Here is a 15472-nt window from a genome sequence, read left to right on the forward strand (position 1 = left end):
ATGAAGAGAAAACTTGGATGAAGGGAGTTTAACTTGGATGAAAAGTAGTAGAACCAAAATCGTAGACTGTACCATCCGCGATGGTGGATTGGTTAATAATTGGGATTTTAGTGTAGAATTCGTGCAAAATTTATATGCCGGCCTGAATGAGGCAGGCGTGGACTATATGGAAATCGGTTATAAAAATTCACCCAAGTTGTTGAAGGGTGCCGATCAATCAGGTCCATGGCGCTTTCTCAACGATGACTTCCTGCGCGAAGTGATCCCGCAAAAAGGCAGAACTAAATTGTCAGCACTTGTCGATATCGGCCGTGTTGATGAGGATGATATTCTCCCGCGTGAAGAGAGTCTGCTGGATCTGATCCGAGTAGCTTGTTATATCAAGGACGTAGACAAAGCATTGGATCTTATCGAAGTATTTCATGACCGGGGATACGAGACTACTATTAACATTATGGCTTTATCGAACGTCATGGAGAACGAACTGCTTGAAGCGTTTGAGCTGATTAAAGACAGCGTAGTTGACGTTGTGTACATCGTTGATTCCTACGGCAGTCTGGATCATAAAGATATTAAATATTTAGTGGATAAATTTAAGACTCATTTGCCAAACAAACGTCTGGGCGTGCATACACATAACAACATGCAGTTGGCGTTCTCGAATACCTTGGTGGCAGCCGAGAACGGTGTTGAGCTGCTCGATGCGTCTGTTTACGGTATGGGGCGTGCTGCCGGCAACTGCCCGACAGAGCTTCTGGTTACTCATTTAAAGGGAACCAAGTACGAACTTCGTCCCGTATTGGACATCATTGAGCGTTTTATGATCCCTCTTCGTGAAAAAGAAGAATGGGGCTACCTCATTCCTTACATGATCACAGGTACGCTTGATGAACATCCTCGTTCTGCGATGGCTTTACGAGCTTCGGCTGACAAAGACAAGACTGTCGACTTTTATGACAAGCTGACAACACCGGAAGTTACGTTTAAAAAATAACATTTCCATGCCATATCAAGTTGAAATGAAATGACATGACATGACTAGAAGCACTTTTCCTTGAGGGGAGAGTGCTTTTTTATTTGAATTTATTCACATATTTTTTGCACAAAACCGATAAAAACAAGGGAATAAAAACAATATTAATTAAATTTTTAGTTGATAAAAATTGAATAAAACGACAAATTGTCGAACGATGTCATGCATAATGTCGCTTTACGAGGAAGTGATGCAGGAAATTGAAGATCTACGTGGAATCCATAATTTAGTAAATCTATTGAAATGACACAAAATTGACGGGGGTACAGCTAAACATGCTGAACAATGTAGAAGAGAGAAAGACCGTAGGAACGGGCATAGCCGTTGTTGTAGCAGTCCTCCTGCTCCTGTTTTTTCAAAATCCGGTTTACCGGTTTCAAGACTGGAGCGAATACGCTCCTTTATATTTGGCTGCTGGTGTAGCGAATGTGGCTATTTGTTTTTCGATTTTTACACAGGGATGGATTTACTTTTCCAACCAGCTTTCGCGTCAGCGGCTTTATACAGGCATGCTGTTTTTGTTCGTGCTTATCTTTGATCTGATTCATACATTGGGTGCTATCGGGTTTCCTTTGTTCCACTGGACTCTATCCATGAACGAATCACTGTGGCTGCTGTTATTATCGAAATATGCCGTGGCTCTCGGAATTCTGTTTACGTTCAGCTTTCGGGACCGGGCTGTAGGTACATTGTACAAGCGAATTATTCTTATGATCAGTATTTTAGGCAGTTGTGCAGCAGTGACTTTATTTTTCATGTGGCAATCACGGCCGGTTTTGATCAATGAGCAAGGCATGACTATGGTTAAGAAAGCAGCGGATACAGGCATCTTGGCCCTCTTACTGTTAGCAGTCGGGATGATTATATATAAGGGACATGCTGAAAAACCTCCCTCTCTTCTAATTATCATCCGGGGACTTATCTTTTTTATCCTGGGTCAGATTTTATTTATGAAATCTTCCTATATCACCGATGTGGACCATCTCTTGGGGCTCGCCTGCGGTTGTATTGGCAGCTTCCTGATTCTCCGCGGTGGTTACCGCCTTTCGATTCAGGATCCTCTGGATGAGCAGCGGAAGGCAGAGGCGCAGATCAGCTACCTTGCTTATCATGATGATCTGACAGGTCTTCCTAATTTACGGAAGCTGCTTTTGCGTTTGGAAACCTTTATCGAAAAAGGTCACGGGATAGAAGGGTTGACGGTGGCTGTTCTGAATATTAACCGCTTTAAGACCATTAACGATTCATTGGGCCGTGATGCTGGCGATTGTATTTTACAAATGGCATCCAAACGTATTGTACATGAAGCGAAAATCTGGGAAGAGGTTTATAGTATGGGAGGAGATGAATTTGCCATTATCTTAACGGATGGTGGCACCTCAGAACAGATGGTTGATCGGATTGAAAGCTTCCTTAATCTGTTTAATGAACCATTACAGTATGAGTTAGGTGACTATCATTTATCACTTTCGGCAGGCTTCGCTATTTATCCAGAAGACGGGACTGCGGCGGACCAGCTGGTTCAGAATGCAGATACGGCTGTCCATGATACTAAAGGAGAGCACCGTATACGGCGCTATGCTCCCTTTATGCAGCTGAAGGCTCAGGAACGGCTCATCATGGAAACTGAATTACGGCGCGGATTGGAGCGAGGAGAGTTTTTCCTTGAATACCAGCCACTAGTATGGTTGCAAACCAGTCAGGTTGTAGGGATGGAGGCTTTGGTCCGCTGGAACCACCCTGTACGGGGAATTGTATACCCTGGTGAATTCATTACGATTGCCGAGGACAGCGGACTCATTGTACCGCTCGGTGAGTGGGTTCTAAGACAGGCTTGTCAGCAAAACAAGCAGTGGCAAATGGCGGGATATAGGCCGCTTTGTGTTTCAATCAATCTTTCTTTGGGACAGTTTATTCAACCTAACCTTCCGGAACGGATTGCCGCTATTTTAAAAGAGATACAGCTGGAACCCCAATATGTGGACCTTGAAATTACAGAGTCGATGACGCTCGATAAGGAGGCAGCTCTGGATCAGCTTCACCGATTGAAGAAATTAGGTATTAAGATCAGTATCGATGACTTCGGGACAGGGTATAGCTCCTTGCATTATCTGAAAAATTTGCCTATTGACCGACTTAAAATTGATAGATCCTTTGTTAACGAAATATTGCGGGACAACAAGAATGCAGCTATTGTTTCTACCATTGCCACAATGGCTCATCACTTGAAGTTGAAGGTTACCGCTGAAGGTGTCGAGACGGAGGATCAGCTTAGCTTCCTTAGGAATCAGCAATGCCATGAAGGTCAGGGCTATTATTTCAGCCGCCCGATTGGGGCACGGGATTTTGAGAGATCGTTTTTGATTCAATGAAGACGCAGGGGAGTTTTAGTCTCCCCTGATCCACTCATTGTATGAAAATACCAGTTGCAATTGTTTAACACACATGGTATATTTATTTTTGTCTTCAAGACAGCATATTGTTGACGGGATGTAGCTCAGCTTGGTAGAGCACCTGGTTTGGGACCAGGGGGTCGCATGTTCAAATCGTGTCATCCCGATTGTCATATATGCGGGTGTAGTTCAATGGTAGAACTCCAGCCTTCCAAGCTGGTAGCGTGGGTTCGATTCCCATCACCCGCTCCATTATATACATAACCAAGTCTCTGGCACGCTAACTATAGCGGCGGAGGCTTTTTTTGTTGTAGAAAAGCAATATATTTGTTTTTCGTGGTTCATAACACATAAATAGCGGCTGAGTAGGAATCATCGAAGTTTCGATTCCTGTTCAGCCGTTTTGTTAAAATATCAGAAAATGTAGACGAATGAGCTCCGTTTCCTGATCATTTTTAAGAGACTATCTGTGATTAGGCTTTTGAGATTACGGGGCCCTTTTCGCCTTGGTGCATGTCGTTCTGTGATGTCTTCCGTAAGCTTTGCCATACGCCACAATGGTGCGCATGACTTTGGGATTCGGTAGTAGAGAGAACGGAGCTGCGTCGGGATAGGTGTTGACCTCCAAAATCCACGGCTTAAGCCTCCGGTCCAAGCCGATATCTAGCCCGAGCTCGTTTAAATGTGGATACGTCTGGCTTAATCTGGCCGCAGTCACATGGGTGATTCTATTCATACCACGCAGCACAGCTGCAGTCTTTCCCTTGTTCGCGAAGGGGGCAAGTAGTACGGAAGGCTCATAGATCGTACCTCCTTGGCTTCCGTTAGTAACGGCTTTACCTGGGTGAGCAAGGCGTCCGATTGTGCCGGTACATTCCCACTTACGTTTCGGATTGCGCTGAATCATGACGCGAAAATCGAAAGGGCGGCCGTTATACTTGAGCAGATGAACGCCTTTTTGAACCAGATACTGCCGATGGCCAAAGTGTTTGCATATGGAAGAGAACATGGAGCTGAAGCTTGTAAAGGTAAATACTTTCACTCCGCTTTGATAACGATAACCTTGCTTTATTTTCTCTACCCGGATGACTCCCTTTCCCTGAGAGCCTTTATCAGGTTTTACATATATCATACCGTGTTGTTCAAGCATGCGGGATAAAAGCTGCCGGTTCAAACGTTTGGTGAGTGGGATATGCTTAGCTAACTTTGAGTTGTTAAGCATCAGATTTGTTTTGTGCATTTTACTTACTAGAATGCTTTTTAACATGTCTGTATTCTTCCCTTCATTCTAGGCGCTGGTACTTAACAGTCTATGATATGGTGAGGGGAACGGGATGGTATGGTTAGCTGCCTACATAGCGGAAAAATAGCTACAATTATTAAATATAGCCCTAATTACAGGATTAATCCCGTCATAGACGCAAGAACATTGCCAACTCACGCTGCATACAGTGGATTGTAAAGCAGGGCGATTTGCCTAATGAGAGAGGAGGTCTGTTTATGATCTCGTCTGAAGAATTACATCGGATTATTGAACGAATTGGAGTATTCTGTCCCTGGTATGTCCAGTGGCTTGAATCACTACAGAAGGATAAGAAAATTGAATTAGAACAACTGCCACTTATAACCGCTTCTGTTTTGGAAAGGTACTACTACTCCTCTGATAATCCGCTTGCCGGCTCGGATGGTCTTTACGAATACCGCACCTCTGGCACGAGCTCAGGCAGGCGCAAAGCAATTTATTATTCCGAAACCGATGAAGCAGCATATATGAGAATCAAGCTGGATGTGTTCCGTACAATTATGGGCTCGGCCGGTTACCGAACCGCTCTGGCGGATATGGGAACCGGTCATGCGGAAGCTACGGCTGCCCGGGTATTTAGACAATTGGGGATGGAGGTTACGTCAATTCCCTATACCCTGCCTATTGAGCAGCATTTGGCTCGATTGCAGAGCTTTCAGCCAGAAGTGCTCTACACAATGCCATCCATTTTGGATCGTATATTGCTATCGTCCGAGCATCCCGAATCGTATGGAATCCGTCATGTCATTCTCGTAGGAGAGATGGCCCCGGCTGGCTGGATAAGGCGAGCGGCGGAACGTCTGGGCATAGCTGTGGAGCGGATTACGGATACTTACGGATCTATTGAAATGGGGACGTTGGCCTATTACTCACCCCAGTATGGACGTTATTTGCTAACCGAAGGCTTGATTGCTGAAGGAGTCGGGACGGAAGTGCTCGGAGAAGGGGTGGAGCCGTTACCCGAACAGGAACAAGTACTCGTTCTGACATCGACGGTAAGGGAATCTTTCCCTGCGCTTCGTTATGTGACGTATGACGTGGTGCGGGATTTGCGTCCCATCATCGTGGATGGTGTGGAGCGAATGAGCTTTCAAAGCATTGTCAAACGAATCGGACCAGATTTGAAGCACGGCGAAAAAATAAGTATCTACGATATTGAAGATGTCGTTAATCGGCACTTGGGGCGATTGAGCAGCGTTCGTGTTTATATGGATGGAAATGAGCTTAAGGTGGTTGTGTACAGTCTCGACGATCCGAACTGCTCGAACGGACACAGACCAGAAAAGTTAAATGGACAGGAGCATACGAACAAAACAAAGGCGTCTAGACTGCTGTTGGAGGCCGTTCGACAAGAATTGGAGGAACGCATACCGGAGATTGGAGCGATGATCCGTTCAGGAATTCTCGGTCGGATTCAGGTCGTGTACGGTAGCTTTCAAGATGAAGAGCAGCGAAGTAGGGTTAAACACAAAAAAGTTTACTATGACAAAGTTGAGGGATCTGAATGAAGCTTGAGGGAGGAATTGTTGACGCGATTGGCGGTACACCTCTCATTCGATTGTCGCGATTGTTTAGCGGGGAGTCGTTTGAAGTATACGGAAAGCTGGAGGGAATGAATCCCGGGGGAAGTGCCAAGGATCGGCCTGCGCTCTATTTGTTGAAGGAAGCGATCCGTCGTGGTGATATTACAGAGCATAGTGTCATAGTGGAATCCAGCTCAGGGAATTTGGCCATTAGTCTAGCCCAACTATGCCGCTATCTGGGCTTACGCTTTATATGTGTTGTTGATCCCCGGACGACCGAGCAGCACAAGAGCATTATTCGCAGTTTCGGTGGGGAAATCGATCTTGTAACTGAGCCTGACGAGCAGACGGGGGAGTTTTTGCCGGCTCGTATTCGCCGGGTCAGTGAGCTGGTCAAGCAAATTCCGAATGCCTATTGGACGAATCAGTATGGGAATTTGGCCAACAGTCTGTCTCACACCGAGATGACGATGAGGGAAATCTGCGATAAGCTTGGTTCTATCGATTATTTATTTTGCGGTGTCAGCTCCTGTGGTACGATTCGAGGCTGCTCGGATTATATCAGGTCCAGGCGGTTGAGTACAAGAATCGTAGCGGTTGATGCCACAGGAAGCGTTATTTTTGGAGGAACGAAAGGTGCTCGTCAGTTTCCGGGTCTCGGTGCAGGCATCGTTCCGGGGCTTTATCACCAGGGGATTGCAGATGAGGTACAATATGTATCCGATCGGGACTGTGTTGAGGGCTGCCGTCAACTGGTTAGCAGTGAATCCATCTTGGCAGGTGCATCATCCGGTGGTGTCATTTCAGCGATTCTTCGCATGAAAGCGCATATTCCGAAAGGAGCTGTATGTGCAGCGATCCTGCCAGACCGTGGCGAACGGTATATGGATACCATATATAACGATGATTGGGTACAGCGGGAGATTGGCTTCGCCCCCCGTTTGCTACAGGAGGAGTAGTCTATGCTGTACCTGAACGACAGCCACATTCAGGAGTTAGGAATAGATTGGCATGTGTTGACTGGCATCATTCAGGATGTTGTCCGGATTGAGGATGAGGGTGATTGTGTGCATCCGTTAAAGCCATATTTGAGATTCGGAAATCCGGAGAATCGGATCATCGCGATGCCAGCTTATGTGGGAGGGAGCTTCAACCTGGCCGGGATTAAATGGATTGCAAGCTTCCCGAAAAACCACCTCCACGGACTGCCAAGGGCACATAATACGATAATTTTGAACGATACGGCAACCGGCAGCCGCAAGCTTTCCTAAACAGCGGACTGCTGAGCGGACTCCGAACGGCAGCCGTCAGTGGTGTGATGCTAAAAGCCTATGTGGAGGCTCGGCAACCTGCAGGGATTAGGCTCGGGATTATCGGCTGGGGGCCAATTGGCCGACTCCATCTTGATATGTGCGCCGCGATCCTTGGTGAGAAATTGAAGCAGGTTATCTTGTACGATCTGAGAGGAATTGATCCGGCAACCGTTCCCGCCGAACTGCGGAATATTACGATTATAGCGGATGATTGGCGTATCCCATACCGTCATGCCGACATCATCGCTACCTGCACTGTATCGGCTGACCGGTACATCGATGAAGTCCCGAAGGAGGGAGTGCTACTGCTGGGCGTATCCCTTCGTGATTATATACCCGAGTGCGTTGCAGATATCAAAACGATCGTGGTTGACGACTGGAATGAAGTTTGTCGTGAAAATACAGATGTGGAGCAGCTGCATCTCAAGTATGGATTGCAGTCATCGGATGTCTGTACGCTCGCAGAAATCGTATGCCGTGACGCACTCATTCACAGAGGGACGGAAAATACGGTGTTTTTTAACCCGATGGGTCTAGCGATCTTCGACATAGGGGTCGCGGGTTATTACTGGGCTAAGGCGCAAAGGCTTGGCAGCGGTGTGAAGCTCGATCAAGGGGAATAAATGTAGACATGACGGGAAGATTATTGTTATAATGAGACCAATTCATTCCAAGAACTGTGAGGTAACCTATACGATGAAGTAAGACACCCTTTCTTTCGACAACTGCAAGCGTTAATGCAGGCGTTTTCTCTACGGCGGTAGAGGGGAAGATTTGGTGTGTCTGAAAAAGACGATACGGTGAACTTCATTCGTATGAATCGGCGAGATTTGATAGGGGTAATTGCTTCTTTGGTGTACCAATGAAGTGGCTGTGTGTGGAATGAACAGCATGTGTACTTATTCCCTGTAAATTCGCACTTATTTCAGATATACACTTTTCCAATCATCTGCCGCAGACGTCGTCTGCGGTTTTTTCGTGAGTTTTCACATGAAAGGATGAGGAATATGACCATTATATTAAAGGCTTCCGATATCAGCATTGAACTACAAGGAACTCCGTTGTTTTCAAATATTCAATTAGAGGTAGCTGAAGGGGAACGGGTTGCTCTGTTTGGCAGAAACGGCTCGGGGAAATCGACACTTTTGTCCATATTGACAGGGGATACGGAACCAACAACTGGACGTGTTGAAGCACGTTTATCACGAAATCGTTGGGGCTGGCTTAAACAGCAAGACCAACCAGAAGATCATATGACAGCGCTAGAAACAGTTCGGCGAGGCAGTAACGAAGCATTATGGCATCTGAAGCATGAATTAGCCGAGCAAGAGCAGCTAATGCAACAGGCCAGTCAGGATCAGAGTGCAGAGTTGCTGGAAAGATACGGTCAGCTGCTTGACGAATATGAGACAAAAAATGGTTTTCAGTGGGAAACCGAGGTTGAAAAAGCGATGACCATGCTCGGGATTCATTCTGAGCTGTGGACCGTTTCATTCCGCGAATTAAGCGGTGGGCAAAAGACCCGGGCTCAACTCGCTGCCTTGTTAGTATCAGAGCCGCAGCTGCTTCTGTTGGATGAGCCGACCAACCATCTAGATGGGGAGAGCCTTCTGTGGTTGGAACAATGGTTGCTTTCTTATAAAGGAACCGTTCTGTTCGTGTCCCATGACCGGGTATTCATGGATAAGGTAGCTACGGCAATCTGTGAATTAACTTCCGAAGGCTTGAAACGGTATAAAGGCGGTTATAGCGCATACCAGCAGGAGAAGGAGCGAGAATTGCGGGAACAGGAGGCGCTGCACCGTAAGCAGGAACTAGCTCGTAAAGCCCTGGAGGAGTCCATCCGGAGATATCAGGAGTGGTTTCATCAGGCGCATAATTCGGCTGGGGACAACAACGAAGTGAAAATCACAGCGAGTTTCTACAAGGCTAAAGCGAAAAAGAACATTTCCCGCTATCATGCGAAGCAGAAGGCGCTGGAGCGTCTTGAAGCCGAGAGCGTGGATAAGCCACGGAATGATTCTAAACTCAATATGAAGCTTGGCGGGGAAACGTTGGGTGCACGAATGCTGATTCGTGTAGAAGATCTGAGCTTTGGATTTGGAGACGGGCTTCTTTTTAACAAGCTTTCTTTTCAATTGTCCCGCGGTGATCGCTTGGCGGTTCGCGGTCCTAACGGAAGTGGCAAGACAACGCTGCTTAAGCTGCTAATGGGTGATATTGAACCGTCTGAAGGCAAGGTGATACAGCATCCGGCGTTAAAAATCGGATATTTCTCACAAGAGCTGGAAGGATTAAGTTTGGAAACGACCCTACTGGACAGTTTGTTGATGCTCCCCGACATGACGCAAAGCCGGGCGAGAACACTACTGGGATGCTTTTTGTTCAGTCGGGATGATGTATTCAAAAAGATAGGCGATTTAAGCATGGGTGAGAAATGCAGAGCCGCTTTTCTGAAATTGTATTTTAGCGGTGCTCATCTCCTGGTGCTTGACGAACCAACCAATTACCTCGATGTGGATACCAGGGAAGTGATTGAAGCGGTACTTGGAGATTACCCTGGTGCCATTGCGCTTGTATCCCATGACCGTTTTCTCGTTCGGAAGCTGTCGAATCGACTGCTTACATTGGCCTCTGGAAAAGATCCCGTATGGTTTGAAGGCAGCGCAGAAGAGGAAGAGGAGCAGATGTCTCGAACCCGTGTTATCAGGGGGGACAGCCAGAAGGAGAATCGGCGGATGGAGCTGGAGTTCCGGATTCAGGAGCTTTTGGAATCCACCCCGGACAGCAGCGATAAAGAAGCCGAGCAATTGGTTGAAATACGTGCGTTGCGACATGAGCTGGAACAGCTACGTGGCTAAACTTCACCGCATCATGCTTGGGATTGAGCCGAGCATGATGCGGTGTCATTGATTAACTGATGTTATTTTCGCATGAGTAATCTGGTTTAGGAGATGACAACAATGACTGTAGATGAAATCGTAAAGTACGTTAGCAATGAACTGGAACATGTACCCGGGGTGGTCGGTATCGTTCTTGGCGGATCAAGAGCCAGGGGGAACCATAAGCCGGCCTCCGATATCGACATCGGTATTTATTACGATGAACAGGCTGGTTTTGATATCGAAGAGATGAATCGAGTAGCTGAAAAATTGGATGATGAACAAAGAGGGAAATTAGTTACGCCATTAGGCGGCTGGGGTCCATGGGTAAATGCCGGGGGCTGGCTTGCTGTTCAGGGGTATCATGTCGACCTGATTCTTAGAGATATTCACAGAGTTTCGGGCGTCATTGATGAATGTTTGTCAGGCGTAGTATCAACGCATTATCATGCTGGTCATCCACATGCTTTTCTAAATGTAATGTACATGGGGGAGATATCGATATGTAGAGTACTGGTGGACCCCATCGGTAAAATACGAAATCTAAAAGCCAAAACGACACCTTACCCCAAAGCATTGCAGGATGCATTGATCGGATATTTCAGGTTTGAAGCATCTTTTTCTTTGATGCACGCTGACAGCAATGTTAACAAAGATGATATCTCATATGTAGCGGGCTGCTGCTTCCGGACGATATCCTGCTTAAATCAGGTGCTGTTCGCAAAGAATAAGGAATACTGTATCAATGAGAAAAAAGCGGTGGCCTTAGTGGATAGTTTTCAAATGAAACCGAAGGATTACAAGCTGCGTGTTGATAAAATTATGACGCTCCTGTCTTCAGAGCAAGACTGTACAAGAGAAGGTGTAGATATGCTTGGTCAGCTTGTTCAAGAAACTGAAATGCTGATTGATCGACACTGATCCACGGAGTACTTTTTACTCATCTGTAAAATAGGCATATGAACTTGTCATGAGAGGCATAATTGAATATAATATAGACTATATATGCTGAAAAATGTAAATGCGTAGATGGAGAAGAGTAAGCAGTGCCTCTTTACAGGGAGGAGACGCCACAGATTGAGAGCGTTTCTATGGAAACAGGCTGCTGAAGTTCGCTCCGGAGCAGTTCCCTGAACGCGGCTTAGACTGATCAGTAGGGGATAACGGGTTCCGACACGTTATGTCGGTTAAAGTGAGCATGCGGCTGATGGCTGCTGAATAACGGAAGTTGTTCGAGTTATGTATTAGCGTGCTAACAAGGGTGGTACCACGGTCTTTTCGTCCCTTTCGGGAGAAAAGGCCTTTTTTTGTTGAGTTGAACTACTTTTTACTTCACTGAGATGAAGAAGGGGGCACAAGAGGCTATGAAAGAAAAATTGGAAGCATTGAAGCAGGAGGCATTGGCCCAACTGCAGGAGGTAACAGATCCGCAAAGTTTAAATGATCTACGGGTCAAATACTTGGGAAAAAAAGGTGCCTTGACTGAAATTTTAAGAGGGATGGGATCTCTGAGCGCTGAAGAGCGTCCGGTTATCGGCCAGGTCGCAAACGAAGTGCGTGGAGCCATCGAAGAAGTTATCACAAGCAAACAGGAGGATTTTCAGCGTAAAGAAACCGAAGAGCGTCTGCGCGCGGAAAAGGTGGATGTTACACTGCCAGGACGCAAACTTGCTCAAGGTGCGGTTCACCCGCTGAGCAGAGTTATCCAAGATATCGAGGATGTTTTTATCGGGATGGGATACCGTGTAGCAGAAGGCCCTGAGGTAGAGACTGACTATTTCAACTTCGAAGCGCTGAATCTTCCTAAGAACCACCCTGCTCGTGATATGCAGGACTCCTTCTATTTGACTGAAGATCTGCTGATGCGTACACAGACATCGCCGGTTCAGGCTCGCACGATGCTGGACATGAAGGGCGAAACGCCTGTTAAAATTATATGCCCTGGTCGTGTATTCCGTCGTGATGATGACGATGCAACACACTCCTTCCAGTTCCACCAAATTGAAGGGCTTGTGATCGGACGCAATATTCGCATGAGTGATTTAAAAGGTACTCTGTTGCAATTTGTACGCGAAATGTTCGGGGACAATACACAAATTCGTCTTCGTCCGAGTTTCTTCCCGTTCACAGAACCGAGTGCAGAAGTGGATGTATCTTGTGTGAGATGCGGGGGCAGTGGCTGTCGTGTATGCAAGCACACGGGCTGGCTGGAAATTCTGGGCTGTGGAATGGTTCATCCAAAGGTACTGGAGATGGGCGGATATGATCCGGAGCAGTATAGCGGTTTTGCCTTCGGAATGGGTGTTGAACGGATTGCGATGTTGAAATACGGTGTTGATGACATCCGTCATTTCTTCAATAACGATATGTCATTCTTGAAGCAGTTCGCACGGATATAACTTTAAACAAAAGAAGGAAGTGAACGGTAATGAGAGTATCAACGGAATGGTTGTCTGATTATATTTCTCTGGAAGGTGTACCAGCTGAAGAGCTGGCAAGTCGTATCACCTCGGCGGGTATCGAAATCGACGTGATCGAGGATCGCAATCAGGGAATTAATAAAGTAGTTGTTGGATATGTAAAGAGCAAAGAAAAGCACCCTGATGCGGACAAACTGAACATTTGTATCGTGGATGCTGGACAAGAAGAAGATCTGCAGATCGTGTGCGGCGCTAAGAATGTGGATGCAGGTCAAAAGGTGCCTGTCGCTATGGTTGGTGCAAAGCTTCCTGGAGGATTGGATATTAAAAAAGCGAAGCTGCGCGGCGTCCTTTCACAAGGCATGATTTGTTCCGCGAAAGAGCTTGGCATGAATGATAAGCTGCTCCCTAAAGAGCTGCAGGAAGGAATATTAGTGCTGCCGGAAGGAACAGATGTCGGCGTACCAATTGTAAATGTGCTTGGACTTAATGACCAAGTGCTTGAACTGGATTTGACTCCGAACCGGTCCGATTGTCTTAGCATGCTAGGAGCTGCTTATGAGGTGAGTGCGATTCTGGGAAGAGAAATCACTCTCCCTAAGCCTGAGAAGGAACTGGTAGAAGTTAGTGATCCGGCGGCGAAACATATCTCCGTATCGATTGAGGCGGAAGAGCAGTGTCCTCATTATGCTGCCCGTTATATTACAGGCGTTAAAGTTGGCACTTCGCCCCTTTGGATGCAAAATCGCTTGATGGCTGCCGGCGTTCGCCCGATCAACAATATTGTTGATATTACTAACTACGTTATGCTGGAATACGGACAGCCGCTGCATGCATTTGATGGTGATCAATTGACTGATGGTTCTGTACTTGTCCGTATGGCTAAAGCCGGCGAAACGATGACGACACTTGACGGTCAGGAGAGACGTTTGGAGCCGCATATGCTGGTCATTACAGCAGGCGGTAAACCTGTAGCTCTGGCAGGCGTTATGGGTGGACTGGATTCTGAAGTGACAGACAATACGGTAAACATTTTCCTGGAATCGGCAAAATTCGATGGTGGAACGGTTCGTAAAACATCACGTCAGCTGGGCCTCCGTTCTGAAGCAAGCTCCCGCTTTGAGAAAGAAGTAGATCCAGCCAGAGTCATTCCGGCACTGAATCGTGCGGCTGCCTTAATAGCCAAATATGCCGGAGGAACTGTGCATCAAGGGATTGTAGAAGCTGGAGCAGTTGATTCCAAACCGAAATTGATTGAGCTTTCTCTTGAGAAACTGAACTCTTATCTCGGCACAGACCTGTCTTTGCTCGAAGTCAAAACGATTTTTGCCCGTCTGCATTTCGCATGTGGTGACGCGGCTACCGGTTTGATTGAGGTGGAAGTTCCAACGCGTCGAGGTGACATTCAGTTAGATGTAGATCTGATTGAGGAAATTGCCCGTCTTTACGGATACGACAATATCCCTACAACTGCAATTGAAGGACCGACGACACCGGGGGCATTGACGAAATCACAGGCTATCCGCCGTGGAATCCGTCGTATGCTGACTCACGCTGGATGGCAGGAAGTACTTGGATATTCATTCATCCACCCTCAGCAGTCGGAAACGTTCACGTCACTCGGGGACGGAGGAAAAGCGGTGAAGCTGGCGATGCCAATGAGCGAGGACCGTGGCGTACTCCGCACGAGCCTGATTCCACAGCTGCTGGATATCGCTGTTTACAATGCTAACCGCAAACATCCGGATCTTGCGATGTTTGAGATCGGAAACGTGTTCCATACACATGAAGATACATTAACAAAGCAACCGCTGGAACGTCCTGTGCTTGGACTCCTTCTGACAGGACGCCTTGGAAGCAAGCAGTGGAATATGCAGCCTGAAAAGGTTGATTTCTTCGATCTGAAAGGTGCGTTAGAAACGGTATTTGAAATGCTTGGTCTGGATGGCGAGCAGATCACTTATGCGGCCGACCAGCCTGATGGCTTCCATCCTGGACGTTCTGCATCCGTATATGTTCAGAACGGAAGTACCAAAGTGAAGCTTGGAACACTCGGCCAGGTTCATCCTCAGCTTCAGCAAGATAAAGATCTCGAAGATACGTATGTAGCTGAAATTTTGCTGGATCCGCTTTACGAACTCGCTAACAGCCGCGTACAATACCGTGATCTTCCGCGATTCCCGGCTATGGAACGAGATTTAGCGGTAGTAGTCGATGAAGCGGTAGAAGCTGGATCGCTGATCAGAGTTATCCGCGAACATGCAGGCGAGCTGCTTCAGAATGTACAAGTGTTTGACGTCTTCACCGGCAGCAAATTGGGTGAAGGAAAGAAGAGTGTGGCTATATCCCTCACGTATCGTCATCAGGAGCGGACGCTTACCGATGAGGAAGTTGCGGCAGCAAATGAAAAAGCAGTTCAGGCGCTAGAGCAAACTTTTGGCGCGGAATTGAGAAAATAGAAGGAATTGGGGAAAGCCGCATCGAATTACACATTCGATGCGGTTTTTTTTAAGATAAGAAAGTATAAACACCGGAATAAAATGCATCCTGATCTCGCAAAAAAACTACCGCTAAATGCGGTCTGTCTTCTTTGGAGGTACGTCGA

Annotated in this window: 9 protein-coding genes, 2 tRNA genes, 1 pseudogene and 1 other annotated feature; of the genes and pseudogenes, 11 read left to right on the forward strand and 1 reads right to left on the reverse strand. The window is 46.9% G+C overall.

Annotated elements, in window-relative coordinates:
• Positions 1-37: 37 nt before the first annotated feature.
• The 4 genes from B9N86_RS05480 to B9N86_RS05495 all read left to right on the forward strand — a co-directional run bounded on the left by B9N86_RS05480 (position 38) and on the right by B9N86_RS05495 (position 3678).
• Positions 38-994 carry an aldolase catalytic domain-containing protein gene (locus tag B9N86_RS05480; RefSeq protein WP_208918118.1) on the forward strand — a complete coding sequence of 319 codons (957 nt, stop codon included), beginning with the start codon at positions 38-40 and terminating at the stop codon, positions 992-994.
• Positions 995-1308: 314 nt separating this feature from the next.
• Complete coding sequence (locus tag B9N86_RS05485) at positions 1309-3405, forward strand: putative bifunctional diguanylate cyclase/phosphodiesterase (RefSeq protein WP_208918119.1); 2097 nt, start codon at positions 1309-1311, stop codon at positions 3403-3405.
• Positions 3406-3519: 114 nt separating this feature from the next.
• Positions 3520-3593 (forward strand) — tRNA-Pro (locus B9N86_RS05490).
• 11 nt (positions 3594-3604) lie between these two features.
• A tRNA-Gly gene (locus B9N86_RS05495) sits at positions 3605-3678 on the forward strand.
• 235 nt (positions 3679-3913) lie between these two features.
• On the opposite strand, the gene B9N86_RS05500 is transcribed toward B9N86_RS05495, so the two are convergent.
• Complete coding sequence (locus B9N86_RS05500; protein WP_208918120.1) at positions 3914-4693, reverse strand: YheC/YheD family protein; 780 nt, start codon at positions 4691-4693, stop codon at positions 3914-3916.
• 233 nt (positions 4694-4926) lie between these two features.
• Between B9N86_RS05500 and B9N86_RS05505 the strand changes: the two genes are divergently transcribed.
• The 7 genes and pseudogenes from B9N86_RS05505 (at position 4927) to pheT (ending at position 15326) form a co-directional block, all read left to right on the forward strand.
• On the forward strand, positions 4927-6237 hold the full coding sequence (locus tag B9N86_RS05505) for an AMP-binding protein (RefSeq protein ID WP_244562958.1): 1311 nt from the start codon (positions 4927-4929) through the stop codon (positions 6235-6237).
• Positions 6234-7211, forward strand: a complete 978-nt coding sequence (gene sbnA, locus B9N86_RS05510) for a 2,3-diaminopropionate biosynthesis protein SbnA (RefSeq protein ID WP_208918121.1) — start codon at positions 6234-6236, stop codon at positions 7209-7211. The genes B9N86_RS05505 and sbnA overlap by 4 nt, the downstream gene beginning before the upstream one ends.
• Positions 7212-7214: 3 nt before the next feature.
• Positions 7215-8188: pseudogene (locus tag B9N86_RS05515) on the forward strand (2,3-diaminopropionate biosynthesis protein SbnB).
• A 384-nt stretch (positions 8189-8572) separates the two neighbouring features.
• The gene (abc-f, locus tag B9N86_RS05520; RefSeq protein ID WP_208918122.1) at positions 8573-10426 is read left to right on the forward strand and encodes a ribosomal protection-like ABC-F family protein; all 1854 of its coding nucleotides are present in this window, start codon (positions 8573-8575) and stop codon (positions 10424-10426) included.
• Between the two features lie 102 nt (positions 10427-10528).
• A complete protein-coding gene (locus B9N86_RS05525; protein ID WP_208918123.1) occupies positions 10529-11368 on the forward strand; it encodes a nucleotidyltransferase domain-containing protein in 840 nt (279 codons plus the stop codon).
• 96 nt (positions 11369-11464) lie between these two features.
• Positions 11465-11736: a binding site (T-box leader), on the forward strand.
• Positions 11737-11811: 75 nt separating this feature from the next.
• A complete protein-coding gene (pheS, locus tag B9N86_RS05530; RefSeq protein ID WP_208918124.1) occupies positions 11812-12846 on the forward strand; it encodes a phenylalanine--tRNA ligase subunit alpha in 1035 nt (344 codons plus the stop codon).
• A 29-nt stretch (positions 12847-12875) separates the two neighbouring features.
• On the forward strand, positions 12876-15326 hold the full coding sequence (gene pheT / locus B9N86_RS05535; RefSeq protein ID WP_208918125.1) for a phenylalanine--tRNA ligase subunit beta: 2451 nt from the start codon (positions 12876-12878) through the stop codon (positions 15324-15326).
• Positions 15327-15472 lie beyond the last annotated feature (146 nt).

This window comes from Paenibacillus uliginis N3/975, assembly GCF_900177425.1.
In the GTDB taxonomy this organism is placed as follows: domain Bacteria; phylum Bacillota; class Bacilli; order Paenibacillales; family Paenibacillaceae; genus Paenibacillus_AQ; species Paenibacillus_AQ uliginis.

Coding starts and splice junctions, on each gene's coding strand:
- pheT (WP_208918125.1), top strand. CDS start 12,876: ATGAGAGTATCAACGGAATGGTTGTCTGATTATATTTCTCTGGAAGGT.
- B9N86_RS05480 (WP_208918118.1), top strand. CDS start 38: ATGAAAAGTAGTAGAACCAAAATCGTAGACTGTACCATCCGCGATGGT.
- abc-f (WP_208918122.1), top strand. CDS start 8,573: ATGACCATTATATTAAAGGCTTCCGATATCAGCATTGAACTACAAGGA.
- B9N86_RS05485 (WP_208918119.1), top strand. CDS start 1,309: ATGCTGAACAATGTAGAAGAGAGAAAGACCGTAGGAACGGGCATAGCC.
- B9N86_RS05525 (WP_208918123.1), top strand. CDS start 10,529: ATGACTGTAGATGAAATCGTAAAGTACGTTAGCAATGAACTGGAACAT.
- B9N86_RS05505 (WP_244562958.1), top strand. CDS start 4,927: ATGATCTCGTCTGAAGAATTACATCGGATTATTGAACGAATTGGAGTA.
- B9N86_RS05500 (WP_208918120.1), bottom strand. CDS start 4,693: ATGTTAAAAAGCATTCTAGTAAGTAAAATGCACAAAACAAATCTGATG.
- pheS (WP_208918124.1), top strand. CDS start 11,812: ATGAAAGAAAAATTGGAAGCATTGAAGCAGGAGGCATTGGCCCAACTG.
- sbnA (WP_208918121.1), top strand. CDS start 6,234: ATGAAGCTTGAGGGAGGAATTGTTGACGCGATTGGCGGTACACCTCTC.